This is a genomic window from Neptunomonas concharum, from assembly GCF_008630635.1.
GTDB lineage: Bacteria > Pseudomonadota > Gammaproteobacteria > Pseudomonadales > Balneatricaceae > Neptunomonas > Neptunomonas concharum.
This window is the reverse complement of record NZ_CP043869.1, coordinates 2,937,572-2,959,266: the sequence shown is the minus strand read 5'-3', so window position 1 is coordinate 2,959,266 and position 21,695 is coordinate 2,937,572. Positions and strand designations below refer to the sequence as shown.

Genomic DNA, 21,695 nt, shown 5'->3' with positions numbered 1-21,695 from the left:
TTCAACTATTTAGGCCAATGTGGTGCTGAGTCGGGTTTCACTGCCTTCTATAGGTTTGTTAGGTATCAGTAGCGCTAGGAGTAGGGAGATCCCTGCCATACCTGCACCTGCATAAAATACAATAGAAGGTGATATTAACCAGAGTAACCCAAATGCCGCTGGAATCACTACAGCCGCAATATGGTTGATAGTAAAGGAGACACCTGCTGTTGGCGCGATATCTTCCGGTGAGGCTATCTTCTGAAAGTAAGTTTTAATGGCGATTGCCATGGCAAAAAACAGATGATCAATAATATAAAGGGCGGCCGCCCAAGTGGCACTTTCAACTAGGGCGTAAGACGTAAAGACACCGATTAATCCAATGTACTCAAAGGTGAGTGCTCGGCGTTCGCCCCAGTGAGCAATCAATCGCCCGATTAGTGGCGCGGCAATAATATTGATCGCCATGTTGGCGATAAACATCAGTGTGATTTCTGAGGCTGAGAAATCAAACTTCTCCACCATCAAAAAGCCTGCAAAGACAACAAATATTTGGCGACGAGCACCACTCATAAATACCAGTGAGTAATAGAGCCAGTAGCGTTTTTTTAGAAAGAGTTTTTTTCGTTGTTCCACTTTTTCTGGGTAATGAGGGAATAAGGTCCAGGCGGCTGTAGCGAGCATGAGCGTTGTACAGCCGCCTAGGAAGTAAACCCATACCATCGATAACCCAAAGTATTCTAATGCGATATAGACGCTTCCATAGGCTGTGAGAGAAGATACTGATCCAATAGCAACGAGTTTCCCCATGACCTTGGGTGCTTCGCCTTTTTCCAGCCACTGTAATTGTAGCGATTGATTGACCGTTTCAAAGTAATGAAAACCTATCGACATCAGCACGGTGGTGAAACACAGCCCATAAAAGCTGGGTAGAAAACCGGTTAATGCGGTGCCTAACCCCAATAACGCTAAAGAGAACACCGCAAGGGTCTGCTCTTTAATAATGAGCAGCAGAAAAATGACAGCAAAGGATAAAAAGCCAGGAATCTCTCTAAGGCTCTGTAAAATCCCCATATCAGCACCATTGAACTGTGCATATTCAATAGAAAAGTTGTTGATAAGCGCCATCCACGTACCCATCGAAAATGGCATAGCAGCGGCCATGATATACAACAATACAATTGGCTGTTGCCAAGAAGGTGTGGATGAAGACGATGCCATGGGTGATCTCACAATACGTTGAGGTTTAACAATAACCTTTTCTTGTATTTGAGAGTAGGGATGTTTTGAGCAACAGTTTGACTTATTAAAGAAACAAAAAAGCCGGAAGGAGGGGGCCTTCCGGCAACACTCGACTACTTCTCCACAAACGCACGTTCTATAACATAATGGCCAAGGTCACCATGTCGAGCCTCGTTAAAGCCCATTTGATTCAGTAAGCCGCATGTGTCCTTTAGCATGGCTGGGCTTCCGCAAATCATAAAACGGTCATGCTCCGGGCTTAGTGACGGCAATCCCAAATCTTGAGTCAGTTTACCGCAACGCATAAGATCAGTGAGGCGACCGTTATTGCGATAGGGTTCGCGGGTGACAGTTGGGTAATAAAGTAACTTGTCTTTAATCATCTCCCCAAAGTACTCGTTATTTGGGAGCTCATGCATGATGGTATCAGCGTAAGCGAGCTCCGAAACATAACGTACACCGTGGGTTAAAATGACTTTGTCATACGCTTCGTAGATCTCTGGATCCTTGATAATGCTCATGAAGGGCGCTAAGCCTGTGCCCGTACTGATAAGGTATAAGTGCTTACCGGGTATCAGGTTGTCATTGATCAACGTTCCTGTCGGCTTCTTGCTGATAAGAATGCGGTCGCCAACTTGAATGCGCTGTAGTTTCGACGTCAATGGCCCATCTTGTACTTTGATACTGAAAAACTCCAGCTCGTCTTCATAGTTGGCACTGGCGATACTGTAAGCGCGCATCAGAGGCTTTCCCTCGTGCTCTAACCCAATCATCGTAAAGTGGCCGTTCTTAAAACGGAATCCCGGATCACGGGTCGTTTTAAAACTGAAAAGCGTGTCGTTCCAGTGGTGGACGCTAATAACTTCTTCGTGACCGATCGTTGACATAATACTGACCTGCATATCGAACTGTTGATAATTGCTATCCGAGTATAAAGAGACTAATTTATCGGTAAAGCGAGTAGTATTTATATATCTAATCGGAAAAATCGATAATGAAGTATTCCCTACGTCAACTTGAAGTTTTTCTAGCGGTTGCTCACTACGACAATATTACCCGAGCAGCAGAAAGCCTTGCGATGTCTCAATCGGCCGCGAGTAGTGCATTACGTGATTTGGAGGAGCAATTTGATATCCGTTTATTTGATCGCGTTGGTAAACGGCTGCAAATCAATGAACTTGGGAGGTTGGTACGTCCGAGAGTTGAGGCATTGATCGCTCAAGCGCGAAGTCTAGAGCAGGAGCTCAATCAACACCAAACGCCTGGGAGTTTGAAATTAGGCGCAACACTGACGATTGGCAATTATCTGGCCGTAGAGCTGATGGCAAGCTATATGTCAGAACACCCAGGGAGAAGGGTGACGCTTGAAGTGGCAAACACCTCGGCTATTGTTGAAAAAATCAGCAACTTTGAATTGGATATTGGCTTGATCGAAGGAGAGGCCAACCACCCCAATCTGATATTTACCCCTTGGTTAGAGGATGAGTTGGTTGTGTTCTGCTCGCCTCGCCATCCTCTTGCAACAAAAAAACAGTTATCGGATCAGGATCTTCAAAATGCGGGGTGGATTTTACGTGAGCAAGGCTCTGGCACGCGGCAAGCCTTTGATTGGGCGATGCGTGGGTTGTTGCCTCGGTTAAATGTGCTTTTGGAGTTACAGCACACAGAGGCGATTAAGCGCTCTGTCCGGGCAGGTCTTGGAATTTCCTGTCTATCACGCATTGCCTTACAAGAATCTTTCCAAAATGGCTCTCTTGTGGAACTTGGTATCCCTGGTCGTAATATGCACCGCCAATTTTATTTGGTGCTCCATAAACAAAAGTACCAAAGTGCAGGCATACGCCATTGGCTGTCTATGTGTGCAAAACTTGAGCAAAATTGGCACTGACTGCTTAGTAAGTGAGCAGGTTTATGAAAAAACACGGTTTTTTTCACTTTTATGTGAAATTATTTACATTAAGTATTGACACTTTTTCTCAACTCTATAAAATCTGCGCCCATCCTTTGGAGGGGTGGCTGAGTGGTCGAAAGCACCGGTCTTGAAAACCGGCGAGTCGAGAGGCTCCCAGGGTTCGAATCCCTGCCCCTCCGCCATTTAAAGGATACTGAAGTTCCTCGATAGCTCAGTTGGTAGAGCAGTAGACTGTTAATCTATTGGTCGCTGGTTCGAGTCCAGCTCGAGGAGCCACTTCAGTGGGTCGTTAGCTCAGTGGTAGAGCAGTTGGCTTTTAACCAATTGGTCATAGGTTCAAATCCTATACGACCCACCACTTTTTCCTCCCTGCGGGTCGTTAGCTCAGTGGTAGAGCAGTTGGCTTTTAACCAATTGGTCATAGGTTCAAATCCTATACGACCCACCATTTTCTTTTTCTGTTATCTTTACCCAATCGCTTCTGTAAAAATAGACTTCTCACTCAAGTCACGTTGTTGATGTATTCAGGCTGTCTGTATGAAAGCAAAATTGATCACCCGCGAGGGCTACGAAGCGCTACAAACCGAGCTTAATTATCTCTGGAAAGAGTACCGCCCAGAAATCACCCGAAAGGTAACATGGGCAGCGAGTTTGGGTGATCGTAGCGAAAATGCCGATTATCAATACAATAAAAAAATCTTACGTGAGATTGATCGTCGTGTGCGCTACCTGCGCAAAAGGTTAGATGAATTACAGATCGTTGAGTATTCACCACAACAAGATGGAAAGGTCTTTTTTGGTGCGTGGGTCGATATTGTTAACGATGACGACGAAGAAAAGCGCTTTCGTATAGTGGGTGTTGATGAAATTTACGGGCGTAGCGATTACATCTCAATCGACTCGCCTATGGCTCGTGCACTGCTTAAGAAAAGTGTTGATGATGAGGCCATTGTTCCCACGCCCAGTGGCGATAAAATCTGGTATGTTAATGCGATCTCTTACCCGCAAACGCCTGAATGAACATTTGCGCTAGCTTTCTGTCCTAACCAGCTGATGCTTTCAAGTAGCAGCTTCACTCTTGATCAGGAAATGCGAGGTATGCATGTTAACCCGTGGTGCGCTTAGTGCGTTGATTGGAATATTGATAATGATCGGTACTCTGAGGCTCCACGCGGCTGAGTTGACTGTTGTGATTGAAGGTGTTGATTCACAGCAGCAACAAAACATCCGTACGATGCTCGGTTTGGAGTCCCTTCATAAAAAAGAGATTACCCATGAGAGTCGTCTACGCTATCTTTTCAGTAAAGCGGATGCAGACATAAAAAAAGCGCTACAACCTTTTGGCTATTATCAGCCTAAGATAGAGTCTCAATTGCAAACTGGAGATGACCAGTGGGTGGCCAAGTTCATCATAGATCCTGGGCCTTTACTGCATATCTCAAAGTTGGATTTGCAGCTATTGGGTGATGCCCTCAATGATCAGGTTTTTTCAGATCTACTAGCTGACTCACCCGTTCAGGTTGGAAGTCCTCTTATCCATAATCACTATGAAACGCTGAAAAAGCGCATACGCTCTCTTGCGGCAGAGCGAGGCTACTATCGTGCCGAATTTATTGAGCATCGTGTTGAAGTCGATCTAATAGCTTATCAAGCTTCGATTGTGCTGCACTATGATAGCGGCCCGCGTTACAGTATTGGTGAGATTAGGTTTTCGAAGAGCCCTTTGTCTGAGGGTTTCTTGAGACGTTATGTACCTTTCGAGTCTGGAGAGCCTATTAATAGCGCTCAGCTTTTATCGCTGCAGGGAGTGCTAGTGGACAGTGATTACTTTCAGAGGGTGGAAGTGAGGCCTTTATGGGAGCAAGCCAGTGGCGCGCAAGTCCCCTTGGAAGTAACCCTTGATGCTCATGAAAGAACTAAGTATCGCGGCGGGTTTGGGTATGGGACAGATACAGGAGCCCGAATGACCCTAGGGATGACTCGACGCTGGGTCAATAAACGGGGTCATCAGTTTAATACATTGTTACGAGCTTCGCAGATTCGTAACAGTTTGGCAGCGGAATATGTTATCCCGGGGTTTCGCCCACAACAGGACCGGTATACGGTCAATGTGAACCTGAATGATGAGCATTCGGATAGCGTAGACACTCGTAGCCAATATTTAGGGGCGTCATGGCAAAAGCAATGGGGAGGTTGGCAGCAGGTAGCCTCATTAGGGTTCCAGCAGGAAACTTTTGCGGTGGGGCCCAATACCACGCAAAGTACTTTTTTGATCCCTCGTATTAGTTTATCCACCGTCTCCGTTAAGGACAGGCTCAATGTTGATAATGGGTATCGTCTGACACTGCAAGCATCAGGAGGAAGTGCGCAGCTATTATCAGACACAGACTTTTTGCAATTGCGCTTAGGGGCAAAGGCTGTACATAGTGTTAATACAAAGTTACGCCTGTTGGGGAGAGCGGATTTAGGGGTTACTTTTGTTGATACGTTCGACAAGTTACCCGTTTCACAACGTTTTTATGCAGGCGGTGACAACAGTGTACGCGGGTATGCTTATCAGAGCTTGGGGCCTAAGGATAATCAGGGGGATGATTTAGGCGGCCAGAACCTATTAGTTGGCAGTGTGGAAATGGATTATCGGCTGACGGATAAGTGGGGAGTTGCCGCTTTTATGGATGTAGGTAACGCCTTCAAAGGAGCTGAAGCTGATCTTCATATCGGAGTAGGTATAGGCCTGCGCTGGTTTTCCCCAGTTGGGCCGGTGCGTTTTGATTTAGCTACGCCTTATGATGACGATGAGAGAGGGGTTCGTCTTCATCTAAGTATAGGGCCTGATTTATGAGGTCAATATTCAGACGAGTGTTGCTGGCTGTTGCCGTCATTATTTTATTGTTTCTATTAGTGGCGCTTTACCTTTCATCCAGCACCCATGGGCTTCAGCAACTTCTGGGCTTGGTGCAACGCTCGCTTCCTGGTGAGTTCCAAGTGGCGCAAGTTGAGGGGCGTTTGCTCGATACAATAACCTTAAGACAGGTGCATTATCAGAATGATGCACTCAATATATCGGTTAAGCAGTTACGATTAGATTGGAATCCGTGGGCTTTAGTTCATGGTAAAGCCCATATTTACTCAATAGATATACAAGAGCCTGAAGTACACATATTCCCCGTCAAAGCTCCCTCCCAGAATGATACGCCGGCCTTTACGTTGAGCTTGCCAGAGATTACCTGGCCGCTGAGTCTGCATCTTGATCGCCTATTACTGAGTCAGTTGGCTTTTTCCCCAGCTAATGAAATAGAAACTACCTCACAGCCAGTGCAAGTTAATAGGTTGTTATTACAATCCCATACTCAGGGGGAGCGCATCATTGTGGATCGCTTTGAGCTGGACCTGCCTGAGCTGAAGGCTGAACTATCAGGTACTCTGATACCAAAAGAGCGATACCCATTCCATCTAGTTGGGGCTTGGCAAGATCTCAGATACCCCGCAGGTGCAGTTACTCCCCTGCTACAAGGTGAAGGCTCCTTTAGCTTGCATGGTACTGTTGATAACTACTCCCTGGATCTGCAGAGCGCCCTGAAAGGGAAAGATCTTCCAGCAGGAGAGTGGAGTGCGCTGGCCGAGGGGAATTATCAGGGCTTTACTGCCTTGGAGTTGTCTGGAAAAACCCTTGATGGTGTTCTGAAAGGGGGAGGGGAGGTCAGTTGGCTGCCTGTTCTAAGTTGGAAGCTTGATGTGACCGGCGAGCAATTAAATCCCGGGATCCAATGGGCAGAATGGTCGGGTTTAGTTGACTTTCAATTAAAAAATCGAGGATCTAAAGCTGTAGCACAGCCACTCGAAGTAGAGATTGAACACGTGTTGCTCAATGGCACACTAAGAGGTGAGCCTATAAAAGGGCAGGCCGTAGGCTTGTTGAAGGGCACGGATATTTCAATTCAAACACTCTCGCTTAATGTTGCCAGCGCAACGTTAAACGCATCGGGTACGGTGGGTGAGCAAGTTGATCTCAATATGGCAGTCAAAATGCCCGCATTAGAGCGGGTATTACCCCATGTAAAAGGTGCCTTTATAGGTAAAGGGTCCTTAAAGGGGCCAAAAGACAGCTTACAACTAGTGGCTGAAATTAATGCCAACTCATTATCTTACGAAGATAACAAAGTTGAGCGTCTCACTGCCAATCTCGATATAAACCTGATGGCTGGTCAACCCTCTCAACTTGATCTTCAGGCACAACAATTAACAATTGCTGGTGAACAATGGACATCACTTAACGTAGAAGGAGTTGGGAGAGTAGAAAAGCATCAGGTTTCCTTACGTTTATCCCAAGGTCCTGCTGAAGTGGATGTAGAGTTAGAAGGAGCGTGGGATAAAGCCCTGTGGCAAGGTAAATTACTTCGTGCTGATCTGCAAAACGATCTACTGGGTTCGTGGGGCTTACAACAGCCTGTTGACACCGAAATCAGCAGAGAAGCGGCAAGTATTGCACATTTTTGCTGGAGGCGAATCCCCACAGGTAGCGGAGCGTTATGCGGGCAAGGGCGTTGGACTGCTGAAAAAGGTAGCCAGGGACGTTTTGATATTCAACAGCTTAGTCTTGGGTTGCTGGCTCCTTTCATACCACCAGCGATAGAGGTAGAAGGAAAACTGGAAAGCCAGATAACATTCCGACAAGCTTTGGGTGAACAGCCCGAGTTTTCAGTGGCTGGGCGTATTCCAAACAGTGTTGTGTTGTTGCCCGGTAGTGATCTGAAAGTTATCAGTGGAGAATCGGCTTTTAATATAAATGGAGAAAATGGGCAGCTTAATGCTGATTTTTCGTTGCCAGTTGTTGAGCCTGCTGGGCGTCTTCAAGGGCGTATCTTCGTTAAGGATTTCTATGATGATGGCCAAATTTCAGGCGTAATGGAAGCTGAATTGAGTGATTTGGGGTTTGTATCATTGTTTTTACCCCAACTCCAAGGGGTGAAGGGTGGTTTAGACGCTAAAGTCAGTTTACGTGGACGTATGACTGAACCGGTTATGCTGGGCTATCTGACATTAAAACAAGGCGAGGCTGAACTTCCGGCGCTAGGCCTTAAGTTAGGTGATATCGAGCTGGATGTGCGCGATCAGGCCGGTAACTCAGCATTGCTTGTCAATGGCTCGATGCGTTCTGGGGATGGTGTTTTACAATTGAGCGGTCAGCTTGATCCTATAAATGGTTCTGGGCAAATACAAATCAAAGGTGAGCGTTTGCAAGCGGTAGCGACTGAAGAGTTAAAAGTATGGATTTCGCCACAGATAGCTGTGGATGTCACTCCCACCCTGATTAAATTACGCGGTGAAGTAAACGTGCCTAAGGCGCATATTTTTCCACCTAAGACAACGGCCTCTTATCCTTTGTCTTCTGATGTCGTTATTCTTGAGGAGAGTGATCAATCAGGACAGGAGGTGCCTAAACGCCATCTGGATACGCAGATTCGCCTTACCTTAGGAGATCAAGTAGAGGTGGATGCATTAGGCTTTAAAGGCCGTTTGCAAGGCAGCGTTCTAATTGAAGAAGATGGTCGGCGCGCAACACGGGCTACTGGCAGCTTGGCGGTAGCTTCAGGGCAGTATCGTCTTTATGGGCAGGACTTAAATATCGAGAGGGGAAGTTTGGTTTTTAGTGGCGGGCCTGTTGATAATCCAGGGCTGGATCTCAGAGTTTCACGCAAGGTAGACGAAGTCATTGCTGGTGCTCGAGTTGGTGGTACGTTATCCGAACCACGTTTAGCTTTATTTTCGGAACCTTCAATGCCTGAAAGCGGTATACTTTCATATCTGGTCTTTGGTCGACCACCGGGGGCTGGGAATAACTCTGCCTCTGAGCAAGAATTGTTGTTTAGGGCTGCATCAGCGCTCACCATGAAAGGGGGCAACGTCGTAGCCGAAAAGTTATCGGATCTGCTCGATTTGAACGAGGTTGGATTGGAGGGGGATTCTTTAAACAGCACGGCGTTTTATATTGGTAAATACCTCTCCCCAAAATTGTATGTAAAATATGGTGTAGGTGTTCTAGAGCCGGGTAGTACTTTTTTGATGCGCTACCAGCTTAGTAAGCGCTGGAGTGTTGAGTCCCAAACGGGTACTAATAACAGCGGTGGTGATCTGATTTATACATTGGAACACTAACGGGTTTCCTTTAAGGCGCTAGGGAAAATACGAGCATACTTGTGCCCTTATTTGACTCTGATACTGGCTTTCAAAACGCTGTTCGAATGGCTGCATTATTAATGATTTTATAGCTCGTTGTCTTTGTTGTTGATCTTGCGTTGTCCTATGTTGTAGAGTTTTTAGCGATTAATGATACTTATGGACAGTAGTTCGCAGCTTCCTTAACTCCTTCTGGTTACTCTCAGGCAATTTCCCCTAAAGCACTAGATTGTACAGCCGATAACAGAAGTAACCAGCGTATAGCGAATCTCAGATGATACAGACTGACAGCATACAATCGAGGATTGAAACGTACACCTCTTCACTGCCTCAGGCGGTGCAGTCTTCTCATGGTGCGCAGTTCGCCATGTTGCTTAGTCTTATCTCTACCAATCGTGAAAGCGGCGGTGGCGTGTTTGCACCTCATTTAAGTGAGAGCGGCTCTTCCAATGCGTCAGGTGAGTTTACGTTGCCTGATGCTGTTACTTACCCCACTGTTGATGAACTGCATACGCCAGAGTTGGTTGGTCGATTAAACCATGCAGTTAACGATAATTTGCCGGGTGATTTTGCTTATGTGAATAGTCATATTTTCACGCGTGCTCAAGCCCCTCAAAACAGAACTAATATTGCTGACGAGTTCGCTAAGATGAGCTTAATGTCAGCGGGTAAATTGATGCTCAATCACATTTCTGAATCGCGTGTTTCTGTACTTGCTTAATCTGTTGTCGTTCTGACACTATATGCACTTTTTATAGGCCATTAGATAATGGAAGACAAAAATCAGTCTAAAGCTATGGCTTTGGGTCTAGTGGCCGTTTTGCTTTGGTCTACTGTTGCGACGGCTTTCAAACTCGCTTTGCAGCATTTGACCCCATTACAATTATTGGCTATCGCCAGCATGACGTCGCTGGTGCTTTTGCTGGTAGTGACGCTCTATAAACATTCCTTGCACTCGATTTTGCGCTACTGGCGGGCGGCTCCATGGCGTTTTTTACTGCTAGGTGCCATTAATCCTCTGCTGTACTACGTGATTCTCTTTCAGGCTTATAACTTGCTGCCTGCTCAGCAGGCCCAGCCCTTGAACTATACATGGGCGTTAGTGCTTTCCCTTTTGGCGGTGCCACTTCTCGGTCAGAAATTACACCGAGCTGATATTATTGCGTTGGTGCTGGGCTACTTTGGGGTGTTAATTATTTCGACCCGAGGTGACCTGCTTGGACTGCAGTTTGATAGTGGTTTAGGTGTGTTGCTTGCTTTGTTGAGTACAGTGATCTGGGCACTCTATTGGATACTAAATGTTCAGAACAAAGCGCCTGCTGATGTTTCATTATTGCTCTGTTTTGTACATGGCACCCCGTTGGTGTTGTTAGCTGCATGGTGGTGGGATGGTATCCCTTTGAATACAGAGGGAATGTTAAGTGCTATCTATGTGGGCGTTTTCGAAATGGGGGTCACATTTATACTCTGGATGAATGCTATGAAGCTTGCTACGTATACTAGCCGAGTCAGTAATTTGATCTTTCTATCGCCATTCTTATCACTGATATTAATCCACTATATTCTTGGGGAAGAGATTGGCATATCAACCTTTGTGGGGTTAGTGCTTATTGTATTGGCCGTAAGTTATCAGCAATACAGTGCAAGACGTAACGCTAGTTAGTCGCCCATTGAATCAGGGCTTCTTCGTCGCCTTCTATCTTCCACCATTCGTCGGGGTCATCGCCGCTCTTCCAGCCACCGGCAATACAGCGCACTTGGGTTGCTAAAGCGACAGCCGCTACTCGGGCACAATCCAGATCTTTAAACCAAGGGGTTTCATCTGATTTAAACCAGATGCTGCTCCACGCTTTTCCTGCCACCTTTTCATGGATCAGTACGGGGATCTGTTTGCCCTCAATAGATAACTTATACTCGTGCGTTACGCCTTGAGAAAATTCATGTTGCCAAGTGTCGCTCAGCTCTGAAAACCAAGTTTCGATTTGGCTGATCGAACAGCTTTTAACATAAATTTCGATATCTGGGTGGCGCTCTTGGGTCATAACGTATGTGCTTCAGAATAGGGTGGCTAGAGGCGGTCAGTATGCGTTGCTTGAAGGGCATGATCAAGGAGAAAAGCGTCTCCCCCTTGATTCCATTTTGGTAGAGATAAGGTATCCTTTGCTGACATTTAATCTGGTATCAGGATGAACGATGAAAAAAAGTATGGTTATGGGGGCTATTGGCGTATTGGCTGCTTCGGGAATATATCTGGGTGGGGTGTACTTCTCTGGCCAGCAGGCTTCCCAATATATGGAAACAGCTATGGAGAAAGCACAAACTGCCGTTCAGGGACAGGGATTTATTCATAATGAGCCGCAGTTGGGTTTTTTCTCCTCTCATTATCGTATTACCTATACGTTAGCTTCCACTTCAGATGAGTTTGCTGAGCTTATAGGCACACGAGAAGTACCGTTTGATGTGCTTGTTAAGCATCGCTTTTTAGGTGCTGACTCCGTTGTTACCTTGGCCGAGGGGGAGCTGGCTTCTAAGCTTAAGTCTGTTCAGGCTAACCACGCCGTTGCCCCCATCAGTATTGAATCTTTTCAGCGTTTTAGTCCATTTTCTCAGCAGATGTCAGTTGATGCTGTGATAAACACCGATAAATTCATTGTCAAAGATGAAGACAGTGGTGACGAAGCAACTATCGGTGCGGTCACATTAGATTACTCACAAGATGGCAGGGACTTCACTCTGGACTTTGCCATGCAAGACTCAGGTGTAGTGGGTGAAGATGGACAACTGGCTGTGCAAGGTATCAGTGGTACTGAAAGTGGTGTTTTGGACCATGAGGATCCGTTTCAAGCATTGATGGCTGAGTCTCTTGAGGCCTTGTTCAATGTGAAGAACATTGATCTAAAAACACAAGAGGGTAATTTTGCGGTAAACGATCTTGTATTGATGGTAAGTCAACAGCCGGAAGAGGATCGAATGTTAACGCGGGTGGTGTACAGTGCTGGTAGCATTGAGGCAACCAAAGAGGAACAGGCGTTCTCTTTTAATGATGCAAACTTTGGGATCTCGTTTAACTTAGATACCGAAGCAACCAGAGGGCTGGTGGAACAGTTAAACCAGCTTAACCCTGAAGATCAAGAAGCGATGATGCAGCAGATGGACGCATTGGCTGGTGCAGCAGATCAATTGACACTAAAAGGTATTCAGGCTCAGATTGAAGATCTGTCTGTGCGCCAGGGGGAGCTCAAGGCTGAGGCAAACGCTGCTCTTGAGTTGGCGCCTTTTAAAGTATCCGATGTGATGATGATGCCAACGGCGGCGATTCAGTACCTTACGCTGGATGCTACCGCTCAGTTTCCTGCGGCTATGGTGAATCAGTTACCAGATTACAACCCTGAGCAGCTTGAGCGAATGGTCGATATGGGTTTTCTTCAAAAGACACCAGAGGGTGACTATCGCGCTGAGTTGAAGATTAATAAGGGTGAGGCGACGCTAAATGGGCAGCCGATGCCGATGTAATTGATTGAGCGGTGATCAATCCTGCTTATCTTCGTTTTGAAGAAAGCGAAATATACGCAACAGGCTGAGGCTGATATAGCCTGTTGCGGCGAGCAGGATACCTGCCACAACCATAATCAACCCCAATAACGCAACCAGCTCTTGCTTCAGGGATTGGCCAAACAAGTATTCGGCCATCACCACTAAAAATAAGCCAAGCATACACAAACCAAAGCCCGACAGGAGCCAAGTCAGGTTTTGCTGAACGTTATCCGCCTGCTTAACTAATCGTGCTTTGAGCTTCTGCCACCTCATCGTCTACTGAACACTCCGATATTAACGTCAAAGGTCAGATGAAGCGGTTTCTGGTCTAGCAAGCGAGCACGGTTATCGGGGGCCATACGTTGGCTGTGAGGCGTCATGGATAACAGCGCTTCAATATCATCGTTGTCATCGAGGGCGAATTGAAAGGTTAATTTGTCTTGACGCTGGCATTCAAAATAAAGGTCGAGGTCTGCCACAGGGTTAAAATTAGAGGTTTTGATCTGCGAATAGATAGCCTGCCTTAGCTCAATGAGATGCTGCTGAGCTGGCCATACCAGTATCAGTGTTCCCCCGTGTTTGACGACTTTGGCGAAAGGCTCCGGCATGACGCGGCTGAACATCACGAGCAGCAGATCCTGACTTGATTCAGGTACAGGCATCTCTGCCCCTGAGGCGACAAGCCAGTGGACCGCTTTGGTGCGTTTACATGCCGCTTTGATTGCATGTTTGGATATATCAAGGCCAATAAGGGAGGGTGTTTTTGTAAACAGTGCATTAGCTACGTGCTCTGTGTAGTAGCCCTCTCCACACCCCATATCCAGCACCTTTGGGGAGGGGGTGTCTTTCAGTTGCTCTAAAGCGATACGGCAGACCGCCTCCGCTAGGGGTTTATAGTGCTGTTGATCCAAAAAGCGCGAACGCGCCGAAACCATCTCGGGATTATCCCCTGGATCCTTAGAGCGTTTACGCTGTACCAGTAAAAGGTTCCAATAGCCTTGCTTGGCCTGATCGTAGCTATGGCGCTGGTTACACGCCAGCGTCCGCTCTTTTTGTATCAGGGGCTCCTGACACACTGGGCAACGAAATAGAGGAGAGGGTAGGCTCATCCGTGCTTACACCAGTAAACGTGCCATGATGTTTTCATACAGGTCACTTAGTGTATCCAGATCCTTAACGCGCACGCGCTCGTCTATTTGGTGGATAGTAGCATTCACAGGACCAAGCTCCAGTACTTGAGCGCCCGTTGGTGCGATAAAGCGGCCATCCGATGTTCCGCCGGATGTGGATAACTCTGTCTCCAAGCCGGTAATCGCTTTTATAGACGCTTGTGCAGCAGCGACAAGATCCCCTTCAGCGGTTAAGAACGGATTGCCAGATAAAATCCAGTCGATATCCCATTCAAGGTTGTGCTTATCTAAGAGATCGCGCACACGCTCTTTTAACTCATCGGCAGTTACTTCGGTCGAAAAACGGAAGTTGAAGTCTACTTCGATACTGCCGGGAACCACATTAGTTGCGCCGGTTCCTGCATGAATGTTAGAAATTTGGAAGCTGGTGGGTGGGAAAAAGTCATTGCCTTCATCCCATATTGTCGATGCTAGCTCAGCTAAGGCAGGCGCCGCTTCATGAATTGGATTACGAACTAAGTGAGGGTAAGCAACATGCCCTTGGATACCATTAACACGCAACTTGCCGCTCAGTGAACCACGTCGGCCATTTTTGATAATATCGCCCACTTTGTCCGTGCTGGATGGCTCACCCACGATGCACCAGTTGATTTTTTCATTGCGTGCTTCCAAGTGATCAATAACACGGGTTGTGCCGTTAATAAATGGTCCCTCTTCGTCACTGGTAATCAGTAGGGCAATAGAACCTTTATGGTCGGGATGGTGTTCAATAAAGCGTTGTAGCGCTGTCATAAAAGCGGCGATGCTGCCTTTCATGTCAGCGGCTCCGCGCCCATAAAGGTAGCCTTCGCTGATGGTTGGTTCAAAAGGGTGGTGTGTCCACTTTTCAACAGGCCCTGTTGGCACCACATCGGTATGCCCTGCAAAGCAGAACAGCGGGCCTTCGGTGCCGCGTCGTGCCCATAGGTTAGTTACCTCTTCAAACGGAAGCCTTTCAATAACAAAGCCCATCGCTTCCAGCATTTCAATCATCAACTCCTGGCAACCGGCATCCTCCGGTGTAACAGAAGGGCGGGAAATCAATGCTTTGGTGAGTTCAATGGTGGGTGACGACATAGACATGTTAGGCTCCGATGAGGTTGGTAAAGCAGGTGCCGGAGTCCGACACCTTGGGGCTATCGATGATTAGTTGTGCTTGTGAAGTTCTGCGTTAAGTTCAATCGCAGACTTATTGGTTTTTACTTCGATGCGCCCATTCTGTGAATTCCGGCGGAATAGCAGGTCTGATTTACCAGCAAGCTCAGCAGCTTTAACGGTATCGACTTCATTATTCTGATCATCAAGTACGGTCACTTTCGATCCGCCTGTTACGTATAAGCCTGCTTCGATGGTGCAGCGATCACCCAAAGGTAAGCCTAGACCTGCGTTAGCGCCGAGTAGGCAGTTTTCGCCAACAGAGATAACAACATTGTTGCCGCCAGACAGTGTGCCCATGGTTGAGCAGCCGCCACCTAGATCAGAACCGTTACCTACTACAACACCCGCAGAGATTCGCCCTTCAACCATGCTGACACCCATTGTACCGGCATTAAAGTTGATAAAGCCTTCGTGCATGACGGTTGTACCTTCACCCACATAAGCGCCTAAACGGATACGGGAAGCATCACCAACACGGATACCTGCTGGTACAACGTAGTTTGTCATTTGTGGGAACTTATCGACGGACTGGACGTTTAGAATACGGCCCTGAGCACGAGCGGCCAGCTGGCGGCGAGGCAGATCTTCTAGAGCGATAGCGCCTTCGCTGGTCCAAGCAACATTCGGTAGTAAACCAAACATACCGGATAAGTCTGTACCATGAGGTTTGACCAAACGGTGCGAAAGCAGTGCTAATTTTAGGTAAACTTCGGCAGTGGTCGCGGGTGCTGAATCAGTGGCCAGAATCGTCATGATCATCGGCTGCTGTGTACCCTTGAGGATCTCAACCACTTCAGCTTGATCTTCCGCATCAACACTGAGGAAAGCCGCTTCCAGAGCTTTCAGTTGTGCTTCGCAGATTTCGATTGCTGCATCGCCACCCTCATAACCGATAATGTCAGAAACGGCATTGATCAATGCCTCTGAAGGGTTTAAGACGGGTTTGTTGTAGTAAATTTCCAGCCAATCACCCGCTGAAGATTGGGTGCCGATACCTAGGCCAAAAGCAAAATAACTCATAATATTCTCCGTCTATGACGTCTGATGTTTAAAATAGGTTTGATAGCTTGCCTCACTAAAGCCTACATGACGCTCGCTACCTGTATCCAGAACAGGGCGTTTGATAATGGCTGGATTATCCAACATTAGCTGGCGCGCAGAGGCTTCATTGATGCTGCTTTTAATCTCTTCAGAAAGCTGTCGCCATGTGGTGCCTCGTTTGTTGAGCAGTGTTTCCCAACCTACGTCGGCAAACCACTGCTCCAGCAGATTGGTGTCTAAGCCATCGACTCTAAAATCGTGAAAGCTATAGTCGATCTGCTGAGCCTCTAACCACTTGCGTGCTTTCTTAATGGTGTCGCAGTTTTTAATACCATAGAGTGTAACAGCCATTGTTTTAATCCTTTAATCCTTCTACAAAGCGGCGGATACGTTGAGCGCCTTCGATGCACTCCTCTAATGTGGCAACCAATGCCATACGTACAAAGCCTTCGCCAGGGACGACGCCTTCGGTTTCTCTGGATAGATAGCGGCCAGGAAGAACCGTCATATGTTTTTCAGCAAACAGCTTTTGAGCAAACAGGTCATCGGCGATGGGGGTTTTCACCCAGAGGTAAAAGCTGGCCTCTGGTTGTGTAACCTCGAGTACTGGGGAAAGAATCTCGATCACTTTTGAAAACTTCTCTCGATATAAATCGCGATTCTGTAGAACGTGGGCCTCATCGCCCCATGCGGCTACCGATGCAAGCTGGTGTTGAACCGGCATTGAACAACCATGATAAGTGCGGTATTCGAGGAATGGCCCCAGTAACTTAGCATCGCCAGCAATAAAGCCAGAGCGTAATCCGGGTAGGTTGGAGCGTTTGGATAAACTATGCATCACTACGCACTTATCAAAGTCCGTGCGGCCTAGCCGTGCACAGGCTTCTAAAAGCCCTACCGGTGGGTTGGCTTCATCAAAATAAATTTCAGAGTAGCACTCGTCAGAAGCAATGATGAAATCGTATTGATCCGCAAGGTTGATCAGTTTGGCCAGCGTATCAAAATCAGTAACAGCGCCCGTTGGGTTACTGGGCGAGCAGATAAAAAGAATTTGGCAACGTTCCCAAATATCAGCAGGTACCGCATCATAATCAGGGATGAAACCGTTTTCTGCGTTGCAATTTAGATAGTGAGGCTCAGCTCCCGCTAAGTAGGCTGCCCCTTCGTAGATCTGGTAAAAAGGGTTTGGCGAGATAACCAACGCGCCCTCTTTGCGCTCTACTGCGGCTTGCGTGAAGGCAAAAATTGCTTCACGGGTACCGTTAACGGGCAGCACATGATGATCGGCTGTTAGCTGACCCTCAGGTAAGTTAAAACGCCGGGTACACCAAGCCGCAATGGCCTCACGAAGCTCAGGAATCCCTTTTGTGGTTGGGTAGTTTGATAGGGCATTCAGGTTGTCAGCGAGTGTTTTAACCACGAACTCAGGAGACGCGTGTTTTGGCTCGCCAATTGAAAAAGCGATGTGAGATAGCTCAGCGGGTGGTGTGACCTCAGCTTTGAGCTTGGTTAGCTTTTCAAACGGGTAAGGTTGAAGGCGCGATAAATCCCGGTTCATAAAGATTTCCTGTAGGCCGTATATCTGATTCAAAATTGGCTGGAAATTATACCGGATGCAGCCGCTGCTATTAAGCACTTATCGTCGTTATCAATAATAACAATGTGAGAGCAACGTATTTAGTGGGGGAGGAGTCAAAAAAACGCTCCGGCGAAAAGAGGGTAGTGCCGGAGCGAAAACGCGCTGGATAGAAAGGGGTGGATTAGCCTTTAGCTAATAAGCTAAATTCGTCGGCGCTCAATTGGCCATCTTGGTTGATGTCCAGATCCTTGAACTGAGCCAGCACGGGTTCGTGTGCTGCGGCTTCCTCTTCGCTGATCATCTCATTGCTATCAGCATCCAATACTTTAAATAGATCAGTGCCGCCAATAGGCTGCGCAACCAGTGGCATCGCAGGTACAACACCTGTTGTCGTTTGCTCAGTGGTTACTTCAGCGGTTTGTGCTAAAGCCGCTGTTGAGAAAAGAGCGATTGCAGTGATTGAGATTAGTTTTTTCATCGTCATATTTCCTATATGTTGTGATAAAGACAGATAGGTAATAGCGGGTTATGTGCCATGTTTTTATAAATTTTTAAAAAACAAATAGTTACGTATTATTTTTTGTTTTTTAGGGCCGTATTGGATTAATCGTGGGTCAATATTTATAAATTGTGTTGCTTAAAGGAGACGAGTCTTATGTTATTGGTTTTTTTGTTTTTTAAAACAGATGGTTAGGGCGTATCTATACGGCGACTATGGTTTGGAAAGCCGCCGTATAGTCTTATTTATCAGGCTCTTGGAAGGTCTGATAATTGGCCGTGGTGCAGGCGTAAACCCAAGAATTTTTTGGTGTGCTCGAAGATGGTCAGTATGGCTGGAATAAACAGTAAGATCAGCAGCGTGCCATAGGCAAGACCAAAGACAATAGAGGTGGCCATGGGTATCAGGAACTGGGCCTGTAGGGAGGTTTCAAAAATAATCGGCGTTAAGCCGGCAATGGTCGTTAGCGAGGTGAGCAGTACGGCGCGTAAACGTTGGCAAGCCGCTTCTTCGATCGCTTTTTCAACTGCTATCCCTTGTGCTCTAAGCTTCTTATAGAAGGTGATGAGAACGATAGAATCGTTGATCACAATGCCGGATAAGCCAAAGAAACCAAAGAGCGAAAGAATCGTTAGGTTTAGGCCGGATATATAGTGGCCGAAGATAGCACCCGTCAGACCCAGAGGTATCGCCAGCATCACGGTAATTGGCCAGCTGTAGGAGGCAAACACCCACGCTAGAATAATGTAAATTAACGCTAATGCTAGCATTAACCCGGTTTGCATATCGGCCAGTGTTTCGCGTTGGTTTTTGTTCTTGCCTTCAAAGCTGGCTTCGATACCGTATTTGTCTAAAACAGCATCCAGCTTACCGGTTTCAAGGTCGGCAATAATCTCATTGGCGTTGGCGGCTGCTTCATCTAGATCAGCGGTGACGTTGATGGAGAGCTGACCGTTTATGCGCTGCATAGAGTCCAAACCCCGCTGTGCCGAGAAGTTCACGATATTGGATAGCGGGGCGGTGCTACCATCAGGCAGTACGATGGGCAGATAATCCAGTGCACTTAAACGATCACGCTCTTCATCTGGCAGCATGACTTTGACGGCAACCTCATCTTGCCCTGCGTAAAAGGTTTGTATTTCTACCCCTTCAAAGGAGGCCCGCAGTTGTCGCCCTACCTGTTGCAGTTTCAATCCGGTGACTTTGCCCTCGGGCGTTAGCTCGTAGATGAGCTGGGATGTTCCATAGGGTAGGTCATCATCAATATTCGATAGGCCTGCATACTCTTTAAGTAGAGTTTGCACTTCTGTGGAAGCTTGTTTAAGCAGGTTAACATCGGCCCCAGAGAGTTTAATCTCTATCGGTTTGCCCCGAGGCCCACTGGTGGATTGATCTATCGAAAACTTCTCTACACCGGCTGGAACGTGAATCTGTTTTCGCCATTCACGAATAATCTCACGGTTGGTTAGTGTACGGCTGTCGATGGGAGTCATCTCGATATACAGGGAGCCAAACTCATCACCATTGGTTGGTGCTGAGCTGGTTCTTGGGAAATTGGCTTTACCATACTCGCGAAAAGCGATCTTAATTAAGTCGCCGCCTAGCTGCTCTTCCGTTGCTTGCAAGGTGGCATCCAAATGAGAAAGAAACTCCCTGACACGAGTATTATCCGTCCCTGCTGCAAATTGTACATTGGCAGTGACTACTTCGCGTTCTACGGCAGGGAAGAAGGTAAATTTAACGCGGCCACCGGCCATAAGCCCAATGGCAATAACAAACATGGCAAGTGCGCCAGCCAGTGTTGCCCATCTGAAGCGGATCGCTGCTTGTACAATGCGACGAAACGTTTTGTCTTTAAAGTGATTAAAGCCAGCATCAAGGGCGATACGTATCTTGGATGGATGTAAATCGGCTTTGCTACGTAGGCTATGATGCAGATGCCCAGGTAGTATCAGGAAACACTCGACGAGTGAGGCAAGGATAACGCAGATCACTACTGTGGGAATATCCACCAAAATATTGCCGATGGTGCCGCCAATAATCAGCAGGGGTAAAAAAGCGGCAATGGTAGTGAGAGAGGAGGCGATAACCGGCCCTAGCATACGATGAGCACCACCGATGGCAGCCGATAAGCCGCTCTCACCCATCTGAACATGGGTTAAAGTATCCTCCCCCACGACAATGGCATCATCCACGATAATACCGAGTGCCATGATCAGACCAAATAGGCTGATCATATTGATGGAGCCGCCAATCATGTAAAGCACGGCTAGAGTTGCCATAAAAGACACAGGGATGCCGACGGTGACCCAGAACGCCACTCGTGCGTTTAAGAACAGAAACAGAATAACAATGACGAGTACCAAGCCACCTAAACCATTTTTAAGAAGTAGGTCGATACGCGCTTGAACCTGGGTCCAGCGTTCATCATAGGTGATGAGTTGAATATCTTCGGGCAGTCCGGTGCGTGCTGTTGTTAGCCAGTTTTCTAAAATGGCCGCGGCTTTGAGCGTATCTTCGTTTTCGGTACGTTTAAGCACCATGAGAATAGCAGGCTGGCCTTGGTAGCTTAGCTCGATCTGTTTGTCTTCTGCTCGCCATTGGATATCGGCAATATCCCCTAGACGCACCAGTCGCCCATCCGCATCGGCAATGATAGGTAGTTGTTTAAAACCTTCGACATCCCGTTGTTGACTCAGGCTACGGATTTGCCGAGAGCCATCGCTTTTAGCCGCTGTACCTGCCGGTAGATCTAAACTTCGCTGGCTGATGTCTGTAGCGATGTCATTCAGTGACATACCCAAGGCATTAAGTTGCCCAGAGGATACTTGTATAGCAATCTCTTCTGAGGGCATTCCTGAGAAATCAATTTTTCGAATGCCTTTATCGAGCAGTTCCCGTTCAAACTTTCTGGCTAAGTAGCGAAGCTCTGCTAGGTTGGCTTTGCTGGATGTGATCAGCATGGAGGCGATATTTTCATAACGTATCACCCGCTGCACGACCGGCTCTTCGGCGTCAGAGGGCAGCGAGTTACGAATGCTGTCCATTTTCTGCTTTACTTCATCAAGTGTGTACTGAACATCTGCTCCCTCAACAAGTTCCAAGCGAATGGAGGCTCGGCCTAAACTGCTGGTGGAGTAGAGGGTGTCGATGCCATTGATGGCGCGAATCTCCTCTTCAATGGGCAAAATGATGGAACGTTCAACATCCTCTGCAGCTGCGCCACTCCATGAGACGCCGACCGTGATAATATCAAGCTCAAAAGAGGGGAAAAACTGGGTGTTGAGCTTCTTGATGCCCCAAACGCCCCCTAAAATCATCAGAATCATCAATAAGTTAGCTGCTACCCTGTGCTCGGTAAACAGGCTAGTTAGGTTTTGCAAAGGCCCCATTTGCTTGCTCATC

At 47.3% G+C, this 21,695-nt stretch carries 18 protein-coding genes and 4 tRNA genes; 11 read left to right on the top strand and 11 right to left on the bottom strand.

What is annotated here, in order from left to right; genetic code table 11:
* Positions 1 to 9: 9 nt before the first annotated feature.
* Positions 10 to 1,200, bottom strand: a complete 1,191-nt coding sequence (locus F0U83_RS14040; protein WP_138987864.1) for an MFS transporter — start codon at positions 1,198 to 1,200, stop codon at positions 10 to 12.
* A 134-nt stretch (positions 1,201 to 1,334) separates the two neighbouring features.
* Positions 1,335 to 2,108: a ferredoxin--NADP reductase gene (locus tag F0U83_RS14035; RefSeq protein ID WP_138987863.1), complete on the bottom strand. Its 774-nt coding sequence runs from the start codon at positions 2,106 to 2,108 to the stop codon at positions 1,335 to 1,337.
* Positions 2,109 to 2,215: 107 nt separating this feature from the next.
* On the opposite strand from F0U83_RS14035, the gene F0U83_RS14030 reads away from it, so the two are divergent.
* The 10 genes from F0U83_RS14030 to F0U83_RS13985 all read left to right on the top strand — a co-directional run bounded on the left by F0U83_RS14030 (position 2,216) and on the right by F0U83_RS13985 (position 10,973).
* Positions 2,216 to 3,109, top strand: coding sequence for a LysR family transcriptional regulator (locus tag F0U83_RS14030; protein ID WP_138987862.1), 894 nt, complete (start codon positions 2,216 to 2,218; stop codon positions 3,107 to 3,109).
* Between the two features lie 118 nt (positions 3,110 to 3,227).
* Positions 3,228 to 3,315: transfer RNA gene (locus F0U83_RS14025), tRNA-Ser, on the top strand.
* An 18-nt stretch (positions 3,316 to 3,333) separates the two neighbouring features.
* Positions 3,334 to 3,409: transfer RNA gene (locus F0U83_RS14020), tRNA-Asn, on the top strand.
* Positions 3,410 to 3,416: 7 nt separating this feature from the next.
* Positions 3,417 to 3,491: transfer RNA gene (locus tag F0U83_RS14015), tRNA-Lys, on the top strand.
* Between the two features lie 15 nt (positions 3,492 to 3,506).
* Positions 3,507 to 3,581: transfer RNA gene (locus F0U83_RS14010), tRNA-Lys, on the top strand.
* Positions 3,582 to 3,670: 89 nt separating this feature from the next.
* Complete coding sequence (gene greB, locus F0U83_RS14005; protein WP_138987861.1) at positions 3,671 to 4,153, top strand: transcription elongation factor GreB; 483 nt, start codon at positions 3,671 to 3,673, stop codon at positions 4,151 to 4,153.
* An 82-nt stretch (positions 4,154 to 4,235) separates the two neighbouring features.
* On the top strand, positions 4,236 to 5,975 hold the full coding sequence (locus F0U83_RS14000; protein ID WP_138987860.1) for an autotransporter assembly complex protein TamA: 1,740 nt from the start codon (positions 4,236 to 4,238) through the stop codon (positions 5,973 to 5,975).
* Complete coding sequence (locus F0U83_RS13995) at positions 5,972 to 9,289, top strand: translocation/assembly module TamB domain-containing protein (protein ID WP_138987859.1); 3,318 nt, start codon at positions 5,972 to 5,974, stop codon at positions 9,287 to 9,289. The genes F0U83_RS14000 and F0U83_RS13995 overlap by 4 nt, the downstream gene beginning before the upstream one ends.
* 295 nt (positions 9,290 to 9,584) lie before the next feature.
* Positions 9,585 to 10,031: a hypothetical protein gene (locus F0U83_RS13990; protein WP_138987858.1), complete on the top strand. Its 447-nt coding sequence runs from the start codon at positions 9,585 to 9,587 to the stop codon at positions 10,029 to 10,031.
* 48 nt (positions 10,032 to 10,079) lie between these two features.
* Positions 10,080 to 10,973: a DMT family transporter gene (locus F0U83_RS13985; protein ID WP_138987857.1), complete on the top strand. Its 894-nt coding sequence runs from the start codon at positions 10,080 to 10,082 to the stop codon at positions 10,971 to 10,973.
* On the opposite strand, the gene F0U83_RS13980 is transcribed toward F0U83_RS13985, so the two are convergent.
* Positions 10,966 to 11,352 (bottom strand): hypothetical protein, encoded by a 387-nt coding sequence (locus F0U83_RS13980; protein ID WP_138987856.1) that lies wholly within the window; start codon positions 11,350 to 11,352, stop codon positions 10,966 to 10,968. The two genes, F0U83_RS13985 and F0U83_RS13980, sit on opposite strands and share 8 nt — an antisense overlap.
* 151 nt (positions 11,353 to 11,503) lie before the next feature.
* On the opposite strand from F0U83_RS13980, the gene F0U83_RS13975 reads away from it, so the two are divergent.
* The gene (locus F0U83_RS13975) at positions 11,504 to 12,823 is read left to right on the top strand and encodes a DUF945 family protein (RefSeq protein WP_138987855.1); all 1,320 of its coding nucleotides are present in this window, start codon (positions 11,504 to 11,506) and stop codon (positions 12,821 to 12,823) included.
* A 15-nt stretch (positions 12,824 to 12,838) separates the two neighbouring features.
* Here F0U83_RS13975 and F0U83_RS13970 read toward each other — a convergent pair whose 3' ends face one another.
* From F0U83_RS13970 to F0U83_RS13935, 8 genes are all read right to left on the bottom strand, one after another.
* Entirely contained in the window at positions 12,839 to 13,117 is a 279-nt protein-coding gene (locus F0U83_RS13970) for a hypothetical protein (RefSeq protein WP_138987854.1), read from the bottom strand.
* Positions 13,114 to 13,953 carry a putative RNA methyltransferase gene (locus F0U83_RS13965; RefSeq protein WP_138987853.1) on the bottom strand — a complete coding sequence of 280 codons (840 nt, stop codon included), beginning with the start codon at positions 13,951 to 13,953 and terminating at the stop codon, positions 13,114 to 13,116. The genes F0U83_RS13970 and F0U83_RS13965 overlap by 4 nt, the downstream gene beginning before the upstream one ends.
* Positions 13,954 to 13,959: 6 nt before the next feature.
* Positions 13,960 to 15,096: a succinyl-diaminopimelate desuccinylase gene (dapE, locus tag F0U83_RS13960; RefSeq protein WP_138987852.1), complete on the bottom strand. Its 1,137-nt coding sequence runs from the start codon at positions 15,094 to 15,096 to the stop codon at positions 13,960 to 13,962.
* Between the two features lie 63 nt (positions 15,097 to 15,159).
* On the bottom strand, positions 15,160 to 16,191 hold the full coding sequence (gene dapD / locus F0U83_RS13955) for a 2,3,4,5-tetrahydropyridine-2,6-dicarboxylate N-succinyltransferase (protein ID WP_138987851.1): 1,032 nt from the start codon (positions 16,189 to 16,191) through the stop codon (positions 15,160 to 15,162).
* Positions 16,192 to 16,203: 12 nt separating this feature from the next.
* Positions 16,204 to 16,563 carry an ArsC family reductase gene (locus tag F0U83_RS13950; RefSeq protein WP_138987850.1) on the bottom strand — a complete coding sequence of 120 codons (360 nt, stop codon included), beginning with the start codon at positions 16,561 to 16,563 and terminating at the stop codon, positions 16,204 to 16,206.
* 4 nt (positions 16,564 to 16,567) lie between these two features.
* Positions 16,568 to 17,770 carry a succinyldiaminopimelate transaminase gene (gene dapC, locus F0U83_RS13945; RefSeq protein WP_138987849.1) on the bottom strand — a complete coding sequence of 401 codons (1,203 nt, stop codon included), beginning with the start codon at positions 17,768 to 17,770 and terminating at the stop codon, positions 16,568 to 16,570.
* A 202-nt stretch (positions 17,771 to 17,972) separates the two neighbouring features.
* Positions 17,973 to 18,269: an EF-hand domain-containing protein gene (locus F0U83_RS13940; RefSeq protein WP_170221832.1), complete on the bottom strand. Its 297-nt coding sequence runs from the start codon at positions 18,267 to 18,269 to the stop codon at positions 17,973 to 17,975.
* Positions 18,270 to 18,538: 269 nt separating this feature from the next.
* On the bottom strand, positions 18,539 to 21,694 hold the full coding sequence (locus F0U83_RS13935) for an efflux RND transporter permease subunit (protein ID WP_138987847.1): 3,156 nt from the start codon (positions 21,692 to 21,694) through the stop codon (positions 18,539 to 18,541).
* Position 21,695 lies beyond the last annotated feature (1 nt).

What these genes read in the sequence shown, in the direction of transcription:
- F0U83_RS14040 (WP_138987864.1), bottom strand. Translation starts at nt 1,200, where the DNA reads ATGGCATCGTCTTCATCCACACCTTCTTGGCAACAGCCAATTGTATTG.
- F0U83_RS14035 (WP_138987863.1), bottom strand. Translation starts at nt 2,108, where the DNA reads ATGTCAACGATCGGTCACGAAGAAGTTATTAGCGTCCACCACTGGAAC.
- F0U83_RS14030 (WP_138987862.1), top strand. Translation starts at nt 2,216, where the DNA reads ATGAAGTATTCCCTACGTCAACTTGAAGTTTTTCTAGCGGTTGCTCAC.
- greB (WP_138987861.1), top strand. Translation starts at nt 3,671, where the DNA reads ATGAAAGCAAAATTGATCACCCGCGAGGGCTACGAAGCGCTACAAACC.
- F0U83_RS14000 (WP_138987860.1), top strand. Translation starts at nt 4,236, where the DNA reads ATGTTAACCCGTGGTGCGCTTAGTGCGTTGATTGGAATATTGATAATG.
- F0U83_RS13995 (WP_138987859.1), top strand. Translation starts at nt 5,972, where the DNA reads ATGAGGTCAATATTCAGACGAGTGTTGCTGGCTGTTGCCGTCATTATT.
- F0U83_RS13990 (WP_138987858.1), top strand. Translation starts at nt 9,585, where the DNA reads ATGATACAGACTGACAGCATACAATCGAGGATTGAAACGTACACCTCT.
- F0U83_RS13985 (WP_138987857.1), top strand. Translation starts at nt 10,080, where the DNA reads ATGGAAGACAAAAATCAGTCTAAAGCTATGGCTTTGGGTCTAGTGGCC.
- F0U83_RS13980 (WP_138987856.1), bottom strand. Translation starts at nt 11,352, where the DNA reads ATGACCCAAGAGCGCCACCCAGATATCGAAATTTATGTTAAAAGCTGT.
- F0U83_RS13975 (WP_138987855.1), top strand. Translation starts at nt 11,504, where the DNA reads ATGAAAAAAAGTATGGTTATGGGGGCTATTGGCGTATTGGCTGCTTCG.
- F0U83_RS13970 (WP_138987854.1), bottom strand. Translation starts at nt 13,117, where the DNA reads ATGAGGTGGCAGAAGCTCAAAGCACGATTAGTTAAGCAGGCGGATAAC.
- F0U83_RS13965 (WP_138987853.1), bottom strand. Translation starts at nt 13,953, where the DNA reads ATGAGCCTACCCTCTCCTCTATTTCGTTGCCCAGTGTGTCAGGAGCCC.
- dapE (WP_138987852.1), bottom strand. Translation starts at nt 15,096, where the DNA reads ATGTCTATGTCGTCACCCACCATTGAACTCACCAAAGCATTGATTTCC.
- dapD (WP_138987851.1), bottom strand. Translation starts at nt 16,191, where the DNA reads ATGAGTTATTTTGCTTTTGGCCTAGGTATCGGCACCCAATCTTCAGCG.
- F0U83_RS13950 (WP_138987850.1), bottom strand. Translation starts at nt 16,563, where the DNA reads ATGGCTGTTACACTCTATGGTATTAAAAACTGCGACACCATTAAGAAA.
- dapC (WP_138987849.1), bottom strand. Translation starts at nt 17,770, where the DNA reads ATGAACCGGGATTTATCGCGCCTTCAACCTTACCCGTTTGAAAAGCTA.
- F0U83_RS13940 (WP_170221832.1), bottom strand. Translation starts at nt 18,269, where the DNA reads ATGAAAAAACTAATCTCAATCACTGCAATCGCTCTTTTCTCAACAGCG.
- F0U83_RS13935 (WP_138987847.1), bottom strand. Translation starts at nt 21,694, where the DNA reads ATGAGCAAGCAAATGGGGCCTTTGCAAAACCTAACTAGCCTGTTTACC.